Source organism: Zobellia roscoffensis, from assembly GCF_015330165.1.
In the GTDB taxonomy this organism is placed as follows: Bacteria; Bacteroidota; Bacteroidia; order Flavobacteriales; family Flavobacteriaceae; genus Zobellia; species Zobellia roscoffensis.
The window spans coordinates 12,448-34,407 of the sequence record NZ_JADDXT010000002.1 but is presented as its reverse complement, the minus strand read 5'-3'; the positions used below and the strand labels follow the sequence as shown (position 1 = coordinate 34,407).

Annotated in this window: 19 protein-coding genes and 2 tRNA genes; 12 read left to right on the top strand and 9 right to left on the bottom strand. The window is 38.1% G+C overall.

Going from position 1 to position 21,960, the window contains the following annotated elements:
• Positions 1 to 39: 39 nt before the first annotated feature.
• From IWC72_RS00160 to IWC72_RS00145, 4 genes are all read left to right on the top strand, one after another.
• Positions 40 to 2,961, top strand: coding sequence for an ATP-binding protein (locus IWC72_RS00160; protein ID WP_194528436.1), 2,922 nt, complete (start codon positions 40 to 42; stop codon positions 2,959 to 2,961).
• A gap of 164 nt (positions 2,962 to 3,125) precedes the next feature.
• Positions 3,126 to 3,764: a collagen-like protein gene (locus tag IWC72_RS00155; protein WP_194528435.1), complete on the top strand. Its 639-nt coding sequence runs from the start codon at positions 3,126 to 3,128 to the stop codon at positions 3,762 to 3,764.
• A gap of 187 nt (positions 3,765 to 3,951) precedes the next feature.
• Complete coding sequence (locus tag IWC72_RS00150) at positions 3,952 to 5,631, top strand: tetratricopeptide repeat protein (protein ID WP_194528434.1); 1,680 nt, start codon at positions 3,952 to 3,954, stop codon at positions 5,629 to 5,631.
• Between the two features lie 10 nt (positions 5,632 to 5,641).
• On the top strand, positions 5,642 to 6,274 hold the full coding sequence (locus IWC72_RS00145) for an SCO family protein (RefSeq protein ID WP_194528433.1): 633 nt from the start codon (positions 5,642 to 5,644) through the stop codon (positions 6,272 to 6,274).
• Positions 6,275 to 6,389: 115 nt separating this feature from the next.
• On the opposite strand, the gene IWC72_RS00140 is transcribed toward IWC72_RS00145, so the two are convergent.
• Positions 6,390 to 6,462, bottom strand: a tRNA-Lys gene (locus IWC72_RS00140).
• Positions 6,463 to 6,560: 98 nt separating this feature from the next.
• Positions 6,561 to 6,636: transfer RNA gene (locus IWC72_RS00135), tRNA-Lys, on the bottom strand.
• A 138-nt stretch (positions 6,637 to 6,774) separates the two neighbouring features.
• On the opposite strand from IWC72_RS00135, the gene IWC72_RS00130 reads away from it, so the two are divergent.
• A complete protein-coding gene (locus IWC72_RS00130; protein WP_194528432.1) occupies positions 6,775 to 7,290 on the top strand; it encodes a shikimate kinase in 516 nt (171 codons plus the stop codon).
• Here IWC72_RS00130 and IWC72_RS00125 read toward each other — a convergent pair.
• Together IWC72_RS00125 and IWC72_RS00120 are read right to left on the bottom strand one after the other, a co-directional pair.
• Positions 7,282 to 7,779, bottom strand: coding sequence for a phosphoribosyltransferase family protein (locus IWC72_RS00125; RefSeq protein WP_194524251.1), 498 nt, complete (start codon positions 7,777 to 7,779; stop codon positions 7,282 to 7,284). The genes IWC72_RS00130 and IWC72_RS00125 overlap by 9 nt on opposite strands.
• Before the next feature lie 53 nt (positions 7,780 to 7,832).
• Entirely contained in the window at positions 7,833 to 8,234 is a 402-nt protein-coding gene (locus tag IWC72_RS00120; RefSeq protein ID WP_194524250.1) for an RNA-binding S4 domain-containing protein, read from the bottom strand.
• A 77-nt stretch (positions 8,235 to 8,311) separates the two neighbouring features.
• Here IWC72_RS00120 and IWC72_RS00115 point away from each other — a divergent pair, with 77 nt between their 5' ends.
• Complete coding sequence (locus tag IWC72_RS00115) at positions 8,312 to 9,163, top strand: FKBP-type peptidyl-prolyl cis-trans isomerase (protein ID WP_194524249.1); 852 nt, start codon at positions 8,312 to 8,314, stop codon at positions 9,161 to 9,163.
• Positions 9,164 to 9,238: 75 nt separating this feature from the next.
• On the opposite strand, the gene IWC72_RS00110 is transcribed toward IWC72_RS00115, so the two are convergent.
• The 3 genes from IWC72_RS00110 to IWC72_RS00100 all read right to left on the bottom strand — a co-directional run bounded on the left by IWC72_RS00110 (position 9,239) and on the right by IWC72_RS00100 (position 11,773).
• Entirely contained in the window at positions 9,239 to 9,832 is a 594-nt protein-coding gene (locus IWC72_RS00110) for a porin family protein (RefSeq protein WP_194528431.1), read from the bottom strand.
• Between the two features lie 49 nt (positions 9,833 to 9,881).
• Positions 9,882 to 10,835, bottom strand: a complete 954-nt coding sequence (locus IWC72_RS00105) for a transketolase family protein (protein WP_194524247.1) — start codon at positions 10,833 to 10,835, stop codon at positions 9,882 to 9,884.
• 62 nt (positions 10,836 to 10,897) lie between these two features.
• Complete coding sequence (locus IWC72_RS00100) at positions 10,898 to 11,773, bottom strand: transketolase (RefSeq protein WP_226979451.1); 876 nt, start codon at positions 11,771 to 11,773, stop codon at positions 10,898 to 10,900.
• A gap of 259 nt (positions 11,774 to 12,032) precedes the next feature.
• Between IWC72_RS00100 and tgt the strand changes: the two genes are divergently transcribed.
• The 6 genes from tgt to IWC72_RS00070 all read left to right on the top strand — a co-directional run bounded on the left by tgt (position 12,033) and on the right by IWC72_RS00070 (position 19,241).
• Positions 12,033 to 13,163 (top strand): tRNA guanosine(34) transglycosylase Tgt, encoded by a 1,131-nt coding sequence (gene tgt / locus IWC72_RS00095; RefSeq protein ID WP_194528429.1) that lies wholly within the window; start codon positions 12,033 to 12,035, stop codon positions 13,161 to 13,163.
• Entirely contained in the window at positions 13,163 to 14,245 is a 1,083-nt protein-coding gene (locus IWC72_RS00090; protein WP_194524244.1) for an LptF/LptG family permease, read from the top strand. Before tgt ends, IWC72_RS00090 begins: the two co-directional genes overlap by 1 nt.
• Before the next feature lie 25 nt (positions 14,246 to 14,270).
• Positions 14,271 to 15,164, top strand: a complete 894-nt coding sequence (locus IWC72_RS00085) for a DMT family transporter (RefSeq protein WP_194528428.1) — start codon at positions 14,271 to 14,273, stop codon at positions 15,162 to 15,164.
• A 45-nt stretch (positions 15,165 to 15,209) separates the two neighbouring features.
• A complete protein-coding gene (locus tag IWC72_RS00080; RefSeq protein WP_194524242.1) occupies positions 15,210 to 16,163 on the top strand; it encodes an acetyl-CoA carboxylase carboxyltransferase subunit alpha in 954 nt (317 codons plus the stop codon).
• Between the two features lie 155 nt (positions 16,164 to 16,318).
• The gene (dnaB, locus tag IWC72_RS00075; RefSeq protein ID WP_194528427.1) at positions 16,319 to 17,866 is read left to right on the top strand and encodes a replicative DNA helicase; all 1,548 of its coding nucleotides are present in this window, start codon (positions 16,319 to 16,321) and stop codon (positions 17,864 to 17,866) included.
• A 109-nt stretch (positions 17,867 to 17,975) separates the two neighbouring features.
• Complete coding sequence (locus IWC72_RS00070; RefSeq protein ID WP_194528426.1) at positions 17,976 to 19,241, top strand: asparagine synthetase B; 1,266 nt, start codon at positions 17,976 to 17,978, stop codon at positions 19,239 to 19,241.
• Positions 19,242 to 19,259: 18 nt separating this feature from the next.
• On the opposite strand, the gene IWC72_RS00065 is transcribed toward IWC72_RS00070, so the two are convergent.
• Together IWC72_RS00065 and IWC72_RS00060 are read right to left on the bottom strand one after the other, a co-directional pair.
• On the bottom strand, positions 19,260 to 21,455 hold the full coding sequence (locus IWC72_RS00065; RefSeq protein ID WP_194528425.1) for a PepSY domain-containing protein: 2,196 nt from the start codon (positions 21,453 to 21,455) through the stop codon (positions 19,260 to 19,262).
• A gap of 5 nt (positions 21,456 to 21,460) precedes the next feature.
• Complete coding sequence (locus IWC72_RS00060) at positions 21,461 to 21,958, bottom strand: DUF2271 domain-containing protein (protein ID WP_194524237.1); 498 nt, start codon at positions 21,956 to 21,958, stop codon at positions 21,461 to 21,463.
• Between the last annotated feature and the right edge of the window lie 2 nt (positions 21,959 to 21,960).

The following is a 21,960-nucleotide window of genomic DNA, read 5'->3' as shown; positions in this document are numbered from 1 at the left end:
ATGCCCCCTATCAATTTCATTGGATTTAATTCAACCTATATGTTCATATCCAATAAGTCCAACCTTAAAAATATACTTTGCAGCTTGCTTTTGTTTTGGGGCAGTGTTCTTTCAAGCGCCTTTAGGTCAACTGTTAAATCAAGTTCTTTAGCTATTCATTTCTCATTATATAAGTTGCTGGGACTTTTCCTTGTATTCTTTATACAATTGAGTATCCAGGCTCAAACACGGGTAGAAATCCCTGCAAGTTCTAGTTGGAGTATGACATTGATTGATGAATTGGAAGTCATGAGTGATGAACAACATCAATGGTCAGCAGAATCATTATTTGCTAATTCAGATGATTTGTTTGAACCTAATTCTGCAGATGCAAAACCCGTGTTACATAACTATTGGGCCAAATTTAATTTGGCTAATACAACTAAAAGCGAAAAATGGTTGAGTTTCGCATCTAATTACTGGGATTATGTAACGCTTTATTTTCGTGATTCGACCGGGAACGTAACAGTCATTCCTTTTGGAATATTGAGTAACCCTAATAATCACAAGTTTCTTATCCTCCCACAAACGGAGTATGTTGTACTCGTCAATTTTGAGTCAGGGGGTCAGTTCCGAAGGGAGGACAACATAAACCTTGTTATCAAGTCAACAATAGCTGCGTTGGAAAGTAAAACATTTACCAACTACTTAGATGGTATTTCCTTTGGTATCATGTTTGGCTTTGCGTTGTATAACCTATTTTTATTTATTTCTCTGCGGGATAGGACCTATTTTTGGTATTCATTATATATCCTTTTTCTGGCTTTTAGCTTTGCTACATTATTTACTGCAGAGCCATCGAAATGGGTGCAATTTTTCACTCCTAACAACCCGTCATTTCCATTTTTTTTAAAGAAGGTTTCAGAACCGATACTAGCGATATCATATATCAATTTCGTTAGAAATTTTCTATTGATAAAGGACAGGCATCCGATTTGGGATAGGGGGTTAAAGGTTTTCATGGTCTTAATCTTTCTTCAATTTTTGGCCAATGTAACTGGCATATATCACTTTACCGGTATAACCCGTGTTATGATATGGAATTTGGCCACATTATGTTGTGTAATATTAGCCTTCAAATGCTATTTTCAAGGGTATGCCAAAGCCAGGTTTCTTATTGTCGGTCAATTTTTTATTCTAATAGGGGTCGTTATCACAGCTACACACTACGCTGGGTTCGATTTGCTTAACTTTTTACCTAAAACAGATTTTTTTAATTATTTCAGATCTCCATCTAGTTACTTTGCCTTTGGTGCAGTAGAATCTATCGTTTTCTCTTTTGCCCTGGCGGATAAGTATAATATGATGCACAAGGAATCCGTGAAGGTGAAAATCGAAAAGGAAAAAGAAAAGTCTGAAGTATTTCGATTGCAAGAATTAGACAATTTTAAAAGTCGCTTCTACTCCAATATTACTCATGAATTTAGAACACCGCTCACGGTTATTCTTGGAATGGCAGATGCATTGGAAAGTGAATTACAGACCAAAATGAATCCACCCATAAAAAATGCAGTGAAAATGATTCATAGAAATGGCAGCAATCTTCTGTCGTTGGTAAATGAAATGCTGGATCTCTCCAAACTTGAGAGTGGTCGTATGGAAACGAGTCTAGTGCAAATAAATGTAATACCTTTCATTAAATATTTAGGCGAGAGTTTTCATTCATTCGCTCAAGAAGATGACATCCATTTTACGGTATATTCAGAAATTGATGAATTAATGATGGATATAGATTCTCAGAAATTGGCTACCATAATCTCCAACCTGCTTTCGAATGCGATAAAGTTTACTCCTCCTTTGGGAAAAATCATTCTTCATATCCAGAATGATGCCGATATGAATTTGGTCATAAAAGTTACCGATACGGGCATAGGCATAGCAGAACAAGAATTGTCACATGTTTTTGATCGTTTTTATCAAGCAGATACAGCTCACACAAGAAAGGGAGAAGGATCCGGTATTGGCCTTTCTTTGACCAAAGAATTGGTTCAACTGTTTGGAGGGCAAATTTCAGTTATAAGCACACCGAACGAAGGCAGTGTTTTTAAAGTAGAATTACCTATAACACAAAATGCTCCAAAAACTACTATTGAGTCCTTAAAGCTGAGTCATGAGTCAGTAACGGAGAGAGTTGATTCAGAAAATAGTCAAAAAGCAGATACTAAGGATGAGGATTTACCGCTAGTACTAGTTATAGAAGATAATAAAGACGTTGCCTATTACTTAAAACAATGCTTAAAGGACCAATATAAGACGATGCATGCCATCAATGGTATTGAAGGTTTAGAAATGGCATTTGAACACATTCCGGATATTATTATTTCTGATGTAATGATGCCGGGTAAAGATGGTTACGAGGTGTGCAGCATGTTAAAAGAGGATCAGCGTACCGATCATATCCCTATTGTTTTATTAACGGCCAAAGTAACTACAAAAGATCGAGTTATAGGACTTACTCACGGAGCGGATGCATATTTAACCAAGCCTTTTATAAAAGAAGAACTATTTGCGCGATTGGAGCAACTACTTTTTCTACGGAAGAAATTAATAAACAAGTTCCAGTTAGGCCAAGTATCTAAAATAATGGCAAAACAGCCTATAAATGCTGAAACCAAATTCATTACCAAAGTCATAGAACTTATACATAAAGATATAGATAACTCTACCTTTGGCGTCTCTGAACTCAGTACAAAATTAGGCTTAAGTGAATCGCAGGTATATCGTAAATTAAAAGCAATTACAGGAAAGTCAACAGCTGTTTTTATTCGCACTATTCGCTTAGAATCAGCAAGAGAGCAGCTACAAACCACCGACAAAACGGTTTCAGAAGTTGCTTATGCCGTAGGATTTAATGATCCATCATGGTTCAGCAGAGCTTTTAAAGAGGAATATGGCTTTGTACCAAGCAGTATTTGTAAATAGTTGATTTTTAACACTTAAAAATCAAACATTGCATGTTTTTGCAATAATAGTACAAGTTTTTTATTTCCGATTCAACATTACTCCTTGGCTTTGAAAAAATGGTAAATGCCGTTTTTTGATAAGCGGAATATCATTGTATCATAATAATTATAAAAACATATATTATGAAAACTACAATGAAATTTTTTAGCTACGGAATTCTAATTTTAACTTTATTATTTGCTTCTTGTACGGAAGAAGGAGATATTGGCCCAATTGGTCCTGAAGGTCCTCAAGGTATCGCTGGAATTGATGGAGCCGATGGAATGGACGGATCTGACGGTATGGATGGTACTGATGCCCCAGATGGCTCAAATGAAGCAGTTATAACCAATTCTACAGAAACAGTAGTGCCAGGGTCTATGTCAACACTTCACCGTGATATTGATGGTGTTACTGCATATTTCAAAACCACTGATCTAATCCCGAATAATGCCTATACCTTATGGTTTGTAATCTTTGGTGAAACTCCAGGTCCGCCAGTTTCTACATTTGCGGCAGGTCATGTCGCCGGAGAAACCGGAACCGAAATTTTTGCCGCTTTTAAAAGTATCGATGCTGATTTTGATAACCCTATGACAGGTGAGATTCATTTAGCATTACGTACCCATGGCCCAGTTCAATCAGGAATGATACTAGACCAGATACAAACTATGGATGGTGGGTGTACTTCTGGTTTTGATTCTGGACCAGGTACTCATCCAGACTCTGATGAAGTTGGGTATTGTGCGAATGTACAAGTTGCTAAGTATAGTATTGAATGATAATTGAACAATGGAGGAAGCCTATAAACTTAAGTTTACTCTATTTTAATTAATTGTAAATCAGTAGTTAAAGATTGGGTTCACACCATTTGTGCTTCTGTTAAAGTAGTTTAAATTATGTATCTTACAAGTACTATTAAATAGTTCCCCAACCTAGCGTATTTCCTAAATTAAATATAGTGGAACTATGAAACCAAAAAATGTATTACTTCTTTTAGGTGTGTTTGTATGCCTAACTTCTTGTAGAGATAAAACACCTAAAAATAGTGTATTGACCTCTATAGATTTTTTAAGGGGAGACTTATTACTCTGTGGTAATGGTCAATTTGGGGAATTAAAATTTTCGTTATCCTGTAATTATGAAACTCGGGAAACTTTTGATTTGGCTGTTGCATTATTACATTCCTTTCAATATGCCGATGCCGAAAAGGCATTTGTAAAAGTGATAGATGCTGACCCAAATTGCCCAATGGCCTATTGGGGCGTTGCCATGAGTATTTATCATGCGGCTTGGTTTCCGCCTTCCGAAAAAGATTTACTCAAAGGCGCACAAGTATTAGCTGTTGCTAAAGAGTTATCTATGGATGAAAAGCAACGCGATTACATCAACGCCATAGATGCTTTTTATACCGATTGGGAAAATGTAGACCACCCAACTAGAGCCAAACGCTTTGAAAAGGAAATGGAAAAAATCTATCTCAAATATCTCGAAGATGTTGAAGCTGCTATTTTTTATACCTTAGCTTTATATTCAACCCGTGAAAGGTCTGGAACAGCCTATAAAAATGAACGAAAAGCGGGTAAAATTCTGGAAGGTCTTTTTGAAGATAATCCTAATCACCCAGGTATTGCCCACTACATCATTCATAATTACGACAACCCTGTTTTAGCGCATAAGGGATTGGAAACTGCTCGCAGGTATGCAAAAATAGCACCTTCGTCATCTCATGCCCAACACATGCCTTCTCATATTTTTACCAGGCTCGGTATTTGGGAAGAGTCTGTTCAATCTAACATTCAATCAGCTGAAAGTGCACGTTGTTACAAACAAGCAATGGGCATTGATATAGGTTTCTTTGAAGAATTACATGCTATAGATTATCTGGTGTATGCTTATCTACAACAAGGTGACAATATTCGCGCGGAAGAGCAATATGATTTAATTAATGCTTCTACAGCTGTTTATCCATTAAACGTTACAGCCGTTATGTATCCGATTGCTGCAATTCCTTCTAGATTAGCACTAGAAAACAAAGATTGGAAGAGGGCAGCAAATTTACAACTTCAAGAAACGGGTCTAGATTGGGAAGCATTTCCATGGCAAAATGCGATACACCATTTTGCCAAGGCGATGGGTGCGTCACATACTAAAGACTATGATTTAGCAGAAAAAGAGATAAAAACGCTTGCAAAATTGTATCAGAACATGGTTGCAGAAAACGACCCTTCGCAATTCATTCAAGTGAACCAAGTCGAAATTCAACTGAAAACGGCACAAGCTTGGTTGTTTTTTAAACAAAAAGATACGGAGAATGGATTGGCTTTGATGCAAGAAGCAGTTGCTTTAGAGCGAAAAACGAGCTTGCACCCACTCTCTCCGGGTGATGTTTTGCCTGCCATAGAATTATTGGGCGATATGCTATTGGAAATGAATAAACCAGATGAAGCACTCATAGCATATGAAGAAAACTTAAGTAAGACGCCTAAAAGATTTAATGGAATTTATGGTGCAGCCATAGCAGCCAAAAATTCGGGTAATTTGGAAAAAGCAACTCACTATTTTAAACAACTTATCGCATTAACTAAGAATTCAGATAGCGTAAGACGTGAAGTTGAAGAGGCCAAAGAATTTATTGCACATTCTTAATGCAAAGATTATGAAGATAAAAATAGGCATAGGAATTTTGTTGGTTGCATTTTCTGTACTTATTTATTTAGTAAATAAGAAGTCGGAATTGCCGATTTTGAATCCATCTGATTTTAATCCAGACCTAGTTGATACAAGTTTACATAATGAAGTAAAAGGGCATACGGTTTCAAATTTTGAAGTGCTTAACCAAAACGGGGAAACTATTACCCAAGCAAATTACAAGGACAAGGTCTATGTGGCCGATTTCTTTTTTACCCGTTGCCCTAGCATCTGCCCAGTTATGTCAAATAATATGGAAAAGTTGCAAAATACTTTTCTTAAGCAAACTGATGTTATGTTTCTTTCTTTATCGGTTACACCGGAATTGGATAGCATTCTTGTTCTAAAAGCTTACGCTCAAAAATATGGAGCAATTGATGGTAAATGGAATATTACAACAGGAGAAAAAAAACATATTTACAACCTTGCCCGGAAGAGTTATTTTGCTGTAATAAATGAAGGCGATGGGGGACTTCAAGATTTTATACATACCCCAAATTTCATTTTGGTGGATACGGAAAAACAGATACGTGGCGTCTATGATGGAACTAGCGATAAAGAAATAGAGCGATTGATTAACGACATCAAAACCTTAATGTAGAAATCAGGTCAATATTTGCATAAACACAATTATACGATTTGAAGTAAAAAATACAAAACCTCGTAAATCATTAGATTTATGAGGTTTTGTTTGTCTTAGAATCTATCCAATATAGTGACCTGGCTGGGGCTCGAACCCAGGACCCTCTCCTTAAAAGGGAGATGCTCTACCAACTGAGCTACCAGGTCATAATGTCAATAAACTATTACATGCGCAATTTCAAAAAAAACAGCTCACACAATTAAATAAAAAAGCCTCTTTTTTTGTTGAAGAGGCTGTTATTTAGTGGTGACCTGGCTGGGGCTCGAACCCAGGACCCTCTCCTTAAAAGGGAGATGCTCTACCAACTGAGCTACCAGGTCAATAACATATCAGGATGTTTCCCTCAATGCGGGTGCAAATATAAGTCGATTACTTTATTTTCCAAGCCCTTTTTAAGATAAATTTCTTTTTTTTTGAAATCCCTTGAAAATAAGCCACTTTTGTATCAAAATAAAATTGTGAAAATAGTATTGATAGGGTATATGGGGAGTGGAAAGAGCACAATTGGTAAGTTGCTATCCCAAAAAAGAAACTTAGAATTCATAGATCTTGATGATTATATAGGACAGGCCGAAAAAATGTCCGTTTCCGATATTTTTAAAAATAAAGGGGAGCTGTATTTTAGAAAGAAAGAATATGAATACTTGAATGAAGTGCTGGCCCAAAACGATAATTTTATATTGTCTACCGGGGGTGGAACCCCTTGCTACGGAAACAATATGCAGGCCATGCTAGAAAAAACAGAGAACACCTTCTACTTAAAAGTATCCATACCTCAATTGGCCAAGCGTCTTTTAAAAGAGAAGGATGAGCGGCCATTAGTTAGAAATATTCCAAAAGAGGAATTACCTGAATTTATTGGTAAGCACCTCTTTGAACGGAGCTATTTTTACAATCAGGCAAACAAGGTGATCAGTTGCGATGGTAAAGATCCGCAGGAAATTGTTACTGAAATGGAGTCTATTTTAATCTAGATATACCATATCATTCTTAGCCTGAAACTTAACGTGTACATGTTCCTGTAAAGAGGTGGACAGGGATATGCCTTTGTAATCGGCTTTTACCGGGTATTTTTTATGGTTTCTGTTTACTAGAACAGCAGTCTTAAGTTGTTTAAGAGGTGTTTTTAAGAAATGATGTACACCATAAATTAGGGTAGTCCCGGAATTAAGGACATCATCAACCAGCACAATTGACTTATCAGTATATTCAGATTCAGGAATTGAAGTAGTAACGCCGCTCTCTAAGGGGTTTTCTTTATCCATCAGCACCTTACAGAGAGTGATTTCAGCTTCGGTTACCTTCTTAAGAACACGCTGTAGTTTTTTTGCAAAGTTGAGTCCACCGCCATCAATACCCGCAATAATAATTTCTTTTTCTTCAACATTCGCCTCATATATCTGATAGGCTATACGTTCAATTTTATGTTGAATTTGTTGATGTGTAAGTATTTTATTTTCCATAAATGGGTATTTTCATTTCAAAGATAGCCAACCGTTGGTAAATCTTCTCTTTTTTATTCCGGGCTTATAAAACTATCTGGTGCGGCATCTGGATCATCCAGGTAATCTTCAATATCCCGGCGGTCTTTTTTGGTAGGTCTTCCTGTTCCTTTTTTGCGGTAATGTTCCTTTGCCTGTTTCAGTAATTCGTTGTGTTCAAAAGCTTCCTTGGGTGTGGTGTCTGTTCTATATATATTTACCAATTTGGCGCCCACTCGGCTTTTCGGTATGTCCAAAACCGTAAGTTGAAGGTTAATTTGCTCCTTACGGACTATAATTTTATCCATTGGGTAGACTTCTCTTGATGGTTTTGCCACTTGGTCATTAATTTTCACCTGCCCTTTTTTACAGGCAGTAGAAGCAATGTTTCGGGTCTTGAAATAGCGGGTGCTCCATAAGTACTTATCAATTCGCATAACTATTAAAAATCTTTGTTAAGGCTTTCCACAAAAATAAGGGAAAATTGTATCTTGCCGCCTGTAAAATTGAATAGATGATAATGAATCGCGTAGTTGCCTTATTGGCATTGGTAGTTGTACTGTACTCTTGTAATAACGATGATGGCGGTGCCACTATTGAACCAGCAAAGCCACTGGCCGAAATTTTGGTGGATGATGAAGCTGAGATTCAGGAATATCTTAAAACGCATTATTACAACTACGAGGAGTTTCAATCACCTACGGAAGATTTTGATTATAAAATTGACGTAATGGAAATAGGTGAGGGGGATACGGATAAAATACCGCTGATTGACCAAATGACTCCTATTGAAGTGGATGTGCCTTCTAGTCATTACTTTATTGATGGTCCAGAAACTACGGTAACCCATACCTTGTATTTTTTAGAAGTAAGAGAAGGTGTAGGTGATGCTTTGAGTGTTGCGGATTCGGCTTTTGTTCGTTATTCAGGTAACCTTATAGACGGGACTATTTTTGATGATGGCAGTGTAGATGATCCAGTGTGGTTTGATTTGGCTAGTTTACAGGCTCCGGCAACTTCCACATTTTCGGGTACACCCGCTAGAGGTTTTTCCGAAGGGGCATCTCTTTTAAAGGGTGGTGCGCCAGCAGTAATCAATGAAGATGGTACGTATTCCGTAGATGATTATGGAATAGGTATGTTCATATTTCCTTCAGGTTTAGGGTATTATAATTTAACAAGTGGGGTAATACCTGCTTATACACCGTTAATATTTAAGTTGGATATGTTGGCTACTAAACAGACAGACCACGATAGTGATGGAACGCCGTCCATTGAAGAAGATACTAATAATGATGGCTATTTGTTTAATGATGATGCTGATGAAGACGGTACCCCAGATTATTTAGATTCGGATTCCAATTAAAAGGTAATTCTAGGATATAAAAAGAAAGCCCGAAACCATATGGTTTCGGGCTTTCTTTTTATAATAACAGTTTCCTTATAACGTCAAAGACAAACTAACGATCAACTGATCTGGCCGAGCATCTACACGACTTGGTCCTAAGTTGGTAATGTTCGTATTGATAAAGGTAGCTTCGTTGCTGTTAAAGCCTCGTTCGTATCTAATGTCAATACCTAATTTACCTAAATCAACTCCAGCACCTATATTGGCTCCAACGCTAAAATCGTTTTCAATATCGTCTATAGAGATACCATCAAATTCGGTATCAAGAATATATTGGAACGAAGGTCCTGCAAAAACATGCAACGGACCAATAACTTTAATACCAACTAATAGGGGTAAATCTAACTTACTAATGTCAAATTTATCACCGTTATAATCAGATTTGGTTTTGGTATAGACCAATTCTGGTCTAAGATAAAGGCGGTTTAAGTCTACTTTTCCGAAAAGTCCCAAGTGGTAACCCATGTTTCGGTCAGGATCTCTTGCCGCATCACCGATTGACTCAAAATAATCTCCGTTAGCGCTGTAGTTTAAACCAGCTTTTACACCAATTTCTACCAAATCTTTTTGTGAAAATGCAGCAATGCTTACCAAAGCAAAAACTGCTGTAAGGAGTGTTTTTTTCATATGTTCTCGTTTTTTAATACTTACAACGGTATCAAAAACGATACCATTGTTATTTCCTTTTCAATACCCTTAAAACGGCCTTCTCAATAGCTTTATTGTTTAGTCCGTATTTCTCCATTAACTGGTCTGGGGTACCGCTTTCACCAAAAGTATCTTGTGTTGCAACAAACTCTTGCGGCGCAGGATGCTGAACTGTAAGGGTTCTAGCAATAGTCTCACCAAGGCCACCTAAGTAATTATGTTCTTCGGCAGATACAACACAGCCTGTTTTTTTAACTGATTTTAACACCGCTTCCTCATCAAAAGGTTTGATAGTGTGTATGTTGATTACCTCTGCGGAGATACCTTGTTCTTCTAGTTTTTCGGCGGCAATTAAAGCTTCCCAAACCAAATGGCCGGTAGCAACAATAGTAACGTCCGTACCCTCGCTAAGCATAACAGCTTTACCAATTTCGAACTTTTGGTCAACTGGGGTAAAGTTGGCTACTTTTGGTCTTCCAAAACGCAAGTATACAGGACCGTCATATTCAGCTATTGCTAAAGTAGCAGCTTTTGTTTGGTTAAAATCACAAGGGTTGATGACAGTCATGCCCGGAAGCATTTTCATCATACCAATATCTTCTAGAATCTGGTGGGTAGCACCATCTTCACCTAAAGTAACACCGGCGTGCGAAGCACATATTTTTACGTTTTTGTTAGAGTAAGCAATGGACTGGCGGATCTGATCGTAAACTCTACCTGTGGCAAAGTTGGCGAACGTACTTGCAAAGGGAATTTTCCCACCAATGGTCATACCCGCGGCAATACCCATCATGTTTGCTTCTGCAATACCTATTTGAAAGAAACGCTCTGGGTTCTCATCAATAAAAGGCTGAATTTTTAGTGATCCTACCAAATCGGCACAAAGAGCTACAACATTAGGGTTGGTTCTTCCTAGCTCGGTCATGGCCTCTCCGTAGCCACTTCTAGTATCATTTTTTCCTTGATCTATATATTTTGTCATTGTATTTCGTTTTTGTCGTTTCCGCCAAGCGGAAATCTAAAATTTAAGATAGTTACGGAATTTTAATAGTCTCCTAAGGTTTCAGGATTCTGTCCTAGTGCGTTTTCCAACTGCTCATCGCTTGGCGCTTTACCGTGCCATGCGTGCGTGTGCATCATAAAATCTACACCGTTACCCATCATTGTATCAAGGATGATACAGACCGGTTTTCCTTTTCCGGTTCTGCTCTTTGCTTCTTTAAGCCCGTTTATAACGGCTTCAAGATTGTTTCCTTCCGCAACTTCAAGAACATCCCATCCAAAAACTTCAAACTTTTCTTTTAGGTTTCCTAGTGGAAGTACCTCTTCTGTTGGTCCGTCAATTTGTTGTCCGTTTCGGTCAATTGTAGAAATTAGATTGTCTACTTTGTTTCCGGCGGCATACATAATTGCTTCCCAGTTTTGACCTTCTTGTAATTCTCCATCGCCATGTAGGCTATAAACCAATTTGTCATCGCCGTTCAACTTTTTTGCTGCTGCAGCACCAATGGCAACAGACATACCTTGACCCAATGAGCCCGAAGCTACACGAACCCCCGGAAGGCCTTCATGTGTAGTTGGGTGCCCCTGTAAACGTGAGTCCAATAAACGGAATGTGTTTAGTTCCTCAACAGGAAAATATCCTTTTCTAGCTAAAACGCTGTAAAATACAGGGGATATGTGACCGTTGGAAAGGAAGAAAAGGTCTTCGTCCTTACCGTCCATATCAAATCCTTCTTTAAGGTCCATTACTTCATTATAAAGTGCGACCAAAAATTCAGTACAGCCCAAAGAACCTCCTGGGTGACCTGAATTTACTTTATGTACCATACGTAGAATATCCCTTCGGGTCTGTACTACGATATCTTGTAGTTCGTCTAATTTTGCCATTTGTAAATGTTCGTTTTTAGTAGTTTTCAAATGTAATCGCAATCTTTTGGGAATACAAATAGGACCTTGTTTATTTTTGCCCTCAAATCAAAAAAAGAGTGATAAAAGCAACAGATAGCAACGTTTTGAACAATAGCGGTTTATTTATACTGAATATTAGTAAAACTAGAAGAGCGTTGCGCCAAAGAAAGTATTTTTACATTTGAGGTTTAAACTCGTGCAAACTTTATTTTTTCGTTAAGGCTATTATGCTAAGCAGTTGTTTATCTTTGCGCCCATAAATATTATTTTGAAATTTACCTTACATCATACAGACCCCCAAAGTAAAGCTCGTGCAGGAACCATGGTTACTGATCACGGAGCAATTGAAACCCCTATATTCATGCCGGTTGGCACTGTTGGTTCCGTAAAAAGTGTACACCAACGTGAATTGAAAGAGGAAATAAACCCAGATATCATATTAGGGAATACCTATCACCTTTTTCTACGGCCTAAAACCGACATTCTAAAGAAAGCGGGTGGGCTCCATAAATTTATGGGATGGGATAGAAATATCTTGACCGATAGTGGGGGATACCAAGTATACTCACTTTCGGGAAACCGAAAAATTAAGGAGGAAGGAGTAAAATTCAAGTCGCATATAGACGGCTCAACCCATCTATTTACACCCGAAAATGTAATGGAAATTCAGCGTGTGATCGGGGCGGATATTATAATGGCATTTGATGAATGTACACCTTACCCTTGCGATTATCGCTATGCGGAACGGTCTATGCATATGACGCATAGGTGGTTGGAGCGTTGTATTGCGCATCTTAAAAAGACGCCTTTTGAATATGATTACGCACAGACTTTTTTCCCAATAGTACAAGGTTCTACGTATACGGACTTGAGAAAACGATCAGCAGAATATATTGCAGGCGTAGGTGCTGAAGGCAATGCTATTGGTGGTCTTTCCGTTGGTGAACCGGCAGAGGAAATGTATGCCATGACCGAAGTGGTTTGCGAGATTCTGCCAGAGGACAAGCCTAGATATTTAATGGGTGTGGGTACGCCAATTAATATTCTAGAGAATATTGCTTTAGGTATTGATATGTTTGATTGTGTGATGCCTACCCGAAATGCTAGAAACGGAATGTTGTTTACCGCACATGGTACCATCAACATAAAGAACAAAAAATGGGAGGATGATTTTTCTCCTATAGATGAAATGGGATTGACTTTTGTAGATACTGAATATTCAAAGGCGTACTTAAGGCATTTGTTCGTTGCCAAGGAATATTTGGGCAAGCAGATAGCTACCATTCATAACCTTGGGTTTTATCTTTGGTTGACACGTGAAGCGCGAAAGCATATTTTAGCAGGGGATTTTACCGAATGGAAGAATCGTATGGTGAAACAAATGGATAAACGATTGTAGTGTTAACAATACTGGATAAATATATATTAAAACGATATCTCGTCACTTTCTCGGTGATGATATTGCTGTTCATTCCTATTGGTATCATGGCCCATTTGGCGGAACAAATAGGAAAGATGCAGGCCAATGAGGCTCCATTGGATGAAATACTTATCTATTTTGGAAACTTTACCATTTATATTGGAAGTTTACTATTTCCTATTTTTCTTTTTCTATCCATTATTTTCTTTACTTCTAAACTGGCCGGCAATACGGAAATTGTAGCTATTTTAAGTTCAGGGGTTTCTTATAATAGATTTTTACGCCCCTATATAATCGGAGCATCCATTATTGCTATAATTATGTTCATCATGGGTATGTTTATCGTGCCCAATGCCAGTAAAGGGTTTAACGAATTTAAATACAAGTATCTAAAAAAAGGGAAACAAGATAGGGTTACCAATAATATTTTTACCCAATTAAACGCCAATGATTTTATTTATGTGAGCAGTTTTGATCCGGCAAGGGAGATTGGTTACAATTTTACCTTTGAGCGATTTAATGATGAGAATGAGCTTGAGTTTAAGATTTCTGCGGCCAATATCCGTTACGTAGACAAAGACAGTGTATACCGTTTAACTACCTATAAGAAACGCAGAATATTGGAAGATACCGCACTGGTAGAGACCAAGAGGCGTTTGGATACGCTTTTTTCCTTTAAGATAGGTGACCTTACCCCAGTATCTTACGCAGCGGAAACCAAAAATATTTTTGAGTTGAATCGCTTTATAAAAGACCAAAAACTTAAAGGCGCTTCCAATATAAACACCTATGTATTGGTGAAATACAAACGGTGGGCGTTGCCAATAACAGCCTTTATTCTTACTATCATAGCGGTTGCGGTTTCGTCGGTTAAAAGACGAGGTGGTATGGGAGTAAACCTTGCTTTTGGAATTATAGTGGCATTCGTGTTTGTCTTTTTTGATAAAGTTTTTGGTACACTAGCGGAGCAGTCTGGTTTTTCTCCTCTTTTAGCGGTACTTGTACCAAATATGATTTTTGGGATTCTTGCAGTAGTGTTGTTGCAGAAGGCAAAACGATAACGCTTGTACGTCTAAATAGGCTTTTATGGGGGCGCAGTTAAAAAATTACCTACACTTACATTTTATTGTCTTTATTTGGGGCTTCACAGCGGTATTGGGTAAATTGATTACCCTAGACGCTATGCCGCTGGTCTGGTATCGTATGCTTATTGCGGCCGTATTTATCTTATTATATCTAAAAGCTAAAAAATATTCCCTTAAAGTTTCCCGCCCCATGCTATGGTCTTTATTAGGTGCAGGTGTTGTAATTGCGTTGCATTGGGTTACCTTCTTTTTGTCCATTAAAGTTTCTAATGTTTCCATTACGCTGGCTACTATTTCAACAGGTGCATTTTTTACAGCTTTAATAGAACCTTTTTGGTACAAGCGCAAGATGATTTGGTATGAGATTGTTTTTGGTATTGTGGTTATGCTAGGGCTGTATTTAATTTTTAAGGTAGATACGCAGTATCTTTATGGAATACTATTGGCACTGGTTTCTGCATTTTTATCGGCTCTTTTTTCACTTATCAATGGAAAGCTGATTCAAAAGGAAAGACCTTCCGTAATCTCATTTTATGAGTTGGTGAGCGGAGTGGGATTGCTGACTATCTTTTTAGCGTTTCAAGGTAGTTTTGACGCTCAATTTTTTTCACTCTCGCAGAACGATTGGTTGTATTTGTTTATTCTAGCTTCAATTTGTACGGCCTATGCCTTTATTGCATCGGTAAAAATTTTAAAATACATTAGTCCTTACACGGTAATGCTCACTATTAACTTAGAGCCTGTGTACGGCATAATTTTAGCTTATTTTATTTTAGGCGAATCAGAAAAAATGAATCCCCTGTTTTATGTGGGTGGAGGCATTATCTTATTGACGGTTCTTGCCAACGGAATCCTTAAAAATAGGAGAAGGTTTAAAAAACCCTTCAGGAGATAAGCTTAAAGTTCTATATTTGTCCATCAAACTAAACCTATTACACTAATGGAATATCTCGATTTTGAACTCCCGATAAAAGAGCTTGAAGAGCAGCTGGATAAATGCATGATTATTGGGGAAGAAAGCGAAGTAGATGTAACGGAAACCTGTAAACAGATTGAAAAGAAGTTAGCGGATACCCGTAAAGAAATCTACAAAAACCTTACGGCCTGGCAACGGGTACAGTTATCTAGGCATCCAAATAGGCCCTATACTTTAGACTACATCAACGCTATTTGTGGCGATACTTTTCTAGAACTTCACGGAGATAGAAATGTAAAAGATGATAAGGCTATGATCGGTGGTCTTGGTAAAATTGGCGACCAGAGCTTTATGTTCATCGGTCAACAAAAAGGATATAATACAAAGACAAGACAGTACCGTAACTTTGGTATGGCCAACCCAGAAGGCTATCGTAAAGCACTGCGTTTAATGAAATCTGCGGAGAAATTTAATGTGCCTGTGGTGTGTTTTATAGATACTCCTGGTGGCGCTGCCGGTATTGAGGCGGAAGAACGTGGGCAAGGAGAGGCAATAGCCCGTAACATTTTAGAGATGACCCGTCTTAAAGTGCCAATTATTGTTGTAATAATTGGTGAAGGAGCTTCCGGTGGAGCTTTGGGTATAGGTGTAGGAGACAAAGTGTTGATGTTGGAAAACACATGGTATTCGGTAATTTCTCCGGAATCTTGTTCTTCTATTCTTTGGAGAAGTTGGGAGTATAAGGAAGTAGCTGCAGAGGCATTAAAACTTACTGCTACCGATATGAAAAAATTAAAATTAATCGATGAAATCGTACGCGAACCTGCGGGCGGTGCACATGCAAATAGGGAAAAGACTTTTGACGTGGTGAAAAATAAAATTTTGACCCAATTTAAAGCTTTAGAAAAGTTATCCCCAAAAGAATTAGTCAATACCCGAATGGATAAATACGCCCAAATGGGTGTTTTTAACGGTTAACGGACACTTTTTACAAGCTGATTAAAATCTGAGGAAGACTTTTCTCAGATTTTTTTTGTTATCAACATAAAATTGTAACTTATTAACACGGTAATGTTCATTACCTGTTAACTATACTTCTCTTTATTTTTTAGTTAATTGCATAATTTCGTAAAATGGAAAAAATTAATCCGGTCGTCGGACGCAAAATAGACAAGTCAACCCTAATCAATTTAGAAAGAGGTAAAATTCCACCTCAATCTGTTGATTTAGAAGAGGTTGTGTTGGGTGCTATGATGATTGATAAAAAGGGTGTAGATGAAGTAATAGATATCCTTCATCCTGATGTTTTCTATAAAGATGCCCATCGATACATCTATGAATCCATTTTTAAGCTGTTCGAAAGTTCCGAACCAGTGGATTTATTAACGGTTTCTTCCCAATTAAAGCGAGACGGAAGGTTAGATGCCATAGGAGGTGATTTTTACCTCATTAAACTGACTCAAAAAGTGGCTTCATCGGCTCATATTGAGTTCCATGCACGTATTATTCTGCAGAAGTACATTCAGCGGAGCTTGATTAAAATTTCCAATGAGATTATTGAAGAGGCATATGATGAAGGAACCGATGTTTTTGACCTTTTAGATAGTGCGGAATCTAAATTATACGATGTTACTCAAGGTAACCTAAAGCGTTCTGCGGAGACGGCTATGGATTTGGTAATTCAGGCAAAGAAAAAGATTGAAGAGATTTCCAATAAAGAGGGGATGAGTGGTATCGCCACCGGCTTTGATAAATTAGATAAACTTACTTCGGGTTGGCAGCCTAGTGATTTAATTATTGTAGCGGCACGTCCCGGTATGGGTAAAACCGCATTAACATTATCCATGGCAAGAAATATTGCTGTAGATAGTGGGCAAGGTGTTGCTTTCTTTTCCTGTGAGATGTCTTCTGTACAGTTGATTACACGTTTGATTTCTTCGGAAACCGGACTTTCATCCGAAAAATTGAGAACCGGTAAATTAGAAAAGCACGAGTGGGAGCAGCTGAACGTAAAAGTAAAAGCGCTAGAGAAAGCACCGTTGTTTATTGATGATACGCCTTCTTTATCTATTTTTGACTTGCGGGCAAAGGCCAGACGTTTGGCTTCACAGCATGATATTAAGATAATTATTATTGATTATTTGCAGTTAATGACTGCTGGTGGAACCGGTAAAGGAGGAAACCGTGAACAGGAAATTTCTACCATTTCGCGTAACCTTAAGGCATTGGCAAAAGAATTGAATATACCCGTAATTGCACTATCTCAGCTTTCACGTGCGGTTGAAACCCGTGGAGGTAGTAAAAGACCTTTACTTTCGGATTTACGTGAATCTGGTGCGATTGAGCAGGATGCGGATATTGTGTCGTTTATTTTCCGTCCTGAATATTATAAAATTGATGAATGGGATGACGAAGAACGAAGCCCAACACAAGGTCAGGCGGAGTTTATTGTTGCCAAACACCGTAATGGTGGTCTGGAAAATATTCGTTTGAAATTTATCGGTAACCTCGGTAAGTTTGATAACCTAGACGATTTTGACTCTCCTTTTGAGTTCCAATCTAAAATGAACGAGAACGAGGACAATCCTTTTATTACGCCGAACTTACCAGATGCGAACGAAGCTTTTGGTAGTTCTATGAACGATAACATGCCTCCTAGTGATGATGATGTTCCGTTTTAATAGAAGAGAAATTCCCAAAATCAGTTAGTTTTCTAATAGCTTTAACTTTGAGTGAAGATAAAAAGCGCAGTTTTTCAAGTATCTTTAGAAAAAATAAAGTGCTAGAAATATGGTGAAATCGCTTTTGTCAATTCTTTTCATCTTAATTGGTGTTTTGCAACTTTCAGCATCCTCCATTTTAATTCCTATGGATGCCGAGGGTCAGAAAGACCACCTTAAAGCCTACGGAATTACCTATTGGGTACTCAATAAGCAGCAGAAAGTGCAATGGCTTCTGAATTATAGAGGAGGTTCTTTTTTACTGCCCGATGGAGATGTTATCCGTAAAGAATGTCAAATTAGAGGAGTTTCCTTTGAAATTTTATCTGATAGTCAAGCGGCAAATATTTTATCGGAAATCAGTAGTCCATCTAAAAATCAAGATGCTGTAATTCTTGAAAAAGCTCCGAAGATTGCAGTCTATTCCCCCAAAGGAAATCAACCTTGGGACGATGCCGTAACTATGGTGCTGACCTATGCGGAGATTCCATATGTTACCGTTTATGATGAGGAAGTATTGGGCGATAAGTTGGCGTTGTACGATTGGCTGCACTTACACCACGAAGATTTTACAGGTCAATACGGTAAGTTTTATGGAGCGTACCGTGCTGCCCCTTGGTATATAGAACAAAAAAAGGAGGCTGAGGCACTAGCTCACACACATGGATTTTCAAAAGTTTCGGAAGAAAAAAGTGCCGTAGCCCAAAAAATAAGGAAGTATGTTATAGGTGGGGGGTTTATGTTCGCTATGTGCTCTGCTACGGATAGTTTTGATATTGCGCTTTCTGCAGAAGGTGTTGATATTTGCGAACCCATGTTCGATAATGACCCTTCCGATGCGAACTATCAAAGTCAATTGGATTATGATAAAACGTTTGCCTTTACGGACTTTACCCTGGAAAGGAATCCGCTGAAATATGAGTTTTCTTCAATTGATATGACAAGTAAAAGGGGTAATGTTCCCAAGGAGTCCGATTATTTTTCATTAATGGATTTTTCTGCAAAATGGGATGCCGTTCCTACTATGCTTTGCCAAAATCACACGGCTTTGGTAAAGGGTTTTATGGGGCAGACTACGGCGTTCAATAGAGATGAGGTTAAACCAACGGTAATGGTCTTAGGCGAAAATAAATTGAATGGAGAAGCCCGCTATATTCATGGTGTAAAAGGGAAAGGCTTTTTTACGTTCTACGGTGGTCACGACCCAGAAGATTACCAGCACAGGGTAGGGGACCCAAAAACGGAATTGGAGTTACACCCCAATTCTCCTGGGTATCGACTGATACTAAACAATGTTCTGTTTCCTGCTGCCAGGAAGAAGAAGCAGAAGACCTAAAGATGCTAGGTGGTTGCTTTAATAACAATCCATCTTAATTTGCTTACGATTTTGATAGTGGCTCAAGTCTTTGCCAAGATGTTCGTTGCAGAGTTGCTGTAGTTCCTGGAGCACTTCTTTTTGCATGGCAATGGATCCACAAATCATAATACAACCCTTCTTTTTAAGAACCTCTACAAACAGTTCTTTATCCTGTTTTATTAGATGTTGTACATAGATTTTTTCAGGTTGATTACGTGAGTACGCATTTTTGAAATTCGTAAGCTTTCCATCTTGTAGGGCCTTGTCTATATAATTTTTGTACAGATTGAATGAATTGGTAGTTCGCGCTCCCCAATACATATGGATTTCTTTCTTATGGCTATTCTCTTCTATCATTCCAAGGAAGGGTCCTATACCAGTTCCAGTAGCTATAAAGATGGTCTTTTTTGCATTTTTTGGAAAGTGGAAATTTCTATTGTCCACTACAGTAGCAGTCAGTTTTTCATTCTGCCCAAGTTGGTGCAAATAGTTGGAACACAATCCTTGTTCATGCCTCCTAATGCTAATCAATAAAGTTTCCGCATTCAATTTACCTATGGAATACAATCGCTCACGAGCACCTTCTTCCGGAATTACGGATAGTAAATCACCAGAAATGGGTTTGGAATCGTTTAGATTTTTCAAGCTCAAAAGAAATGTGTCATCTTCGGGTATTTCTGCCTTATTGATGACTTCAAATGTGGAAGGAGGTAAGGAGTTGGTAGCTAATTTTGGCTTTTCTAGGAGAATATTTAATCCTACCTTCTTAGACCATGTGGCGCACCAATTATTGAAAGCTTCAAATGATTGGTCGTTAACCGTAAATACCTCTTGCAAAGCCGTACTGTTATTTGAAGTTTCTAGGACTTCATGAGTTTCGTAGGCAAACTGACAAAAATTGGGGTAGGCCGTAGATCCAAAACCTACTACACTAAAATTAAAAGCTTGTTTTTGCGGATGTTTTTTAACCAGGTGCACGAATTTTTCGGCGGATGCAGGAGCTTCTCCCTGCCCGTAAGTCGCGGTTATAACAATCAAATGCTCCATTTTTTTGAAATGGGTATATTGATTCATCAAGGCTAAATGACTTTTTTTTCCGATGGATAATAGTTGTTTATGGAATTCTTGAGCAAATTGAAGTGTGGTTCCTCCTTCAGTTCCTACTAAAACTACATACGTACCTTCGTTCTTATTATAGGTGTTTTTAATTTTTGTTTTAGGCCTTTTGAAGTATACGATAAAGCCCGTTACGGTTAGAAAGGGAATGGCTAGGCTTCCCAAACCAAGTACAATAGACCATAAGATACTCCCTTCTCCGGTGTGTAATACAGTAGCCCAAGAAGACATGACCTGTACTGTAGGGTATTTTTCTTCCGCCAGTACATCGCCAGTAACCTGATTTAGGTATACTTCTTTATTCTTCAGTCTAATGATATAATAATCTTCAACAAATTCCGAAAAGGGGTATTCCAACTCGCGTAGCTCGGATAGAGGTGTAGTTTTGAACAGGTCAAATTCCGTATATTCTTTAAAAGGTTCTTCTTGAATGGAATCAAAATCGACTTGCAAAGCAACCTGAGTATCCGGAATAACATCAAACCGTAGTAAAGAAAGATAAACTCCGGTAATTGCTAATACCAATAAGGGAATAAGTGAAAACCTCGCATAAACCACATGGTTGTATTGAGAAAAATTTTCACGAACTACAGGAGCAAAGAATTGTCTATAGCCACCTTGTCTTTTAGCTATAAGTACTATACCCGAAATAGTAATAAGAATCAATAAAAATGAGGCAAGGCCAATAAGAAAGCGCCCTGTAGATTTTAAAAAAAGAGAACGGTGAAGGTTAGTGGCAAACTGAAAAAGGGGCTTCTTTTGAAGTAAAGCCCCTAATCTTTCACCTGTAAACGGATTAACATAAAATGCTTCATTCTTCCCATCTACAATGGCAGTTACACTTATGAAACCATTTCGGTCACGTGATATAGCCAATATTTCTTCGTATTTCGCATTAAGATTTTCTAAGGTTTCGGCCAAAGAAAGCTCATCGGCACCTGAAACACTGTAGGGTTCAATTTTATTCGAAATTGGTTCTACAGCAAGAATCACACCCGTAATGGAAGCAATCAGAAGAAAAATAGAAGATATAATTGCAAATAGTAAATGGCTATATCTCCATACCGATACAATCATAAAAGCTATCTGTTAGGTACCATTCTTATATAACGGATGTAACCTTTTCCGTCTACTTTTTCCTTAATCGTAGCAGAGTTCAATGGAATTTCTGCATCTACGGCATAGTATTCTTGATTCTCTACCGCAGACTCAAAACGAACTTTATAACCCGCATCAATATGAGCGGCATTGAAGCCCAAAGATATAATATTCCGCTCTCCGTTGCCAATGGTAGCCCCTGAAATGGCATCTACATTTTCCTTGGTACCGTCACTGAACTCCCACCAGTTTTTTAAATCCGGGAACCATTCTTTATCATCTCCTTGAACATAAAGTGTCTTTTCGTATGCACCGTCAGGGTTAATCAAAGAAACAACTACATAGGCCTTTTCGCCAGTATAGTTCATCATTTGAATCATACACTTATAACTCACTTCCGGCTCTTTTACAAAAGAGGATAATAAAAAGAAAGCAGACGCTAAGCCAAGTGCACCAACGGTCTTGATTATTGAATTTTTCATGG

Bases quoted from the DNA above. Each gene is read 5' to 3' on its own strand.
- IWC72_RS00080 (WP_194524242.1), top strand. From the start codon at position 15,210: ATGGAATATCTCGATTTTGAACTCCCGATAAAAGAGCTTGAAGAGCAG.
- IWC72_RS00070 (WP_194528426.1), top strand. From the start codon at position 17,976: ATGGTGAAATCGCTTTTGTCAATTCTTTTCATCTTAATTGGTGTTTTG.
- IWC72_RS00105 (WP_194524247.1), bottom strand. From the start codon at position 10,835: ATGACAAAATATATAGATCAAGGAAAAAATGATACTAGAAGTGGCTAC.
- IWC72_RS00150 (WP_194528434.1), top strand. From the start codon at position 3,952: ATGAAACCAAAAAATGTATTACTTCTTTTAGGTGTGTTTGTATGCCTA.
- IWC72_RS00110 (WP_194528431.1), bottom strand. From the start codon at position 9,832: ATGAAAAAAACACTCCTTACAGCAGTTTTTGCTTTGGTAAGCATTGCT.
- IWC72_RS00145 (WP_194528433.1), top strand. From the start codon at position 5,642: ATGAAGATAAAAATAGGCATAGGAATTTTGTTGGTTGCATTTTCTGTA.
- IWC72_RS00120 (WP_194524250.1), bottom strand. From the start codon at position 8,234: ATGCGAATTGATAAGTACTTATGGAGCACCCGCTATTTCAAGACCCGA.
- IWC72_RS00115 (WP_194524249.1), top strand. From the start codon at position 8,312: ATGATAATGAATCGCGTAGTTGCCTTATTGGCATTGGTAGTTGTACTG.
- dnaB (WP_194528427.1), top strand. From the start codon at position 16,319: ATGGAAAAAATTAATCCGGTCGTCGGACGCAAAATAGACAAGTCAACC.
- IWC72_RS00125 (WP_194524251.1), bottom strand. From the start codon at position 7,779: ATGGAAAATAAAATACTTACACATCAACAAATTCAACATAAAATTGAA.
- IWC72_RS00155 (WP_194528435.1), top strand. From the start codon at position 3,126: ATGAAAACTACAATGAAATTTTTTAGCTACGGAATTCTAATTTTAACT.
- IWC72_RS00065 (WP_194528425.1), bottom strand. From the start codon at position 21,455: ATGATTGTATCGGTATGGAGATATAGCCATTTACTATTTGCAATTATA.
- IWC72_RS00085 (WP_194528428.1), top strand. From the start codon at position 14,271: ATGGGGGCGCAGTTAAAAAATTACCTACACTTACATTTTATTGTCTTT.
- IWC72_RS00160 (WP_194528436.1), top strand. From the start codon at position 40: ATGTTCATATCCAATAAGTCCAACCTTAAAAATATACTTTGCAGCTTG.
- IWC72_RS00060 (WP_194524237.1), bottom strand. From the start codon at position 21,958: ATGAAAAATTCAATAATCAAGACCGTTGGTGCACTTGGCTTAGCGTCT.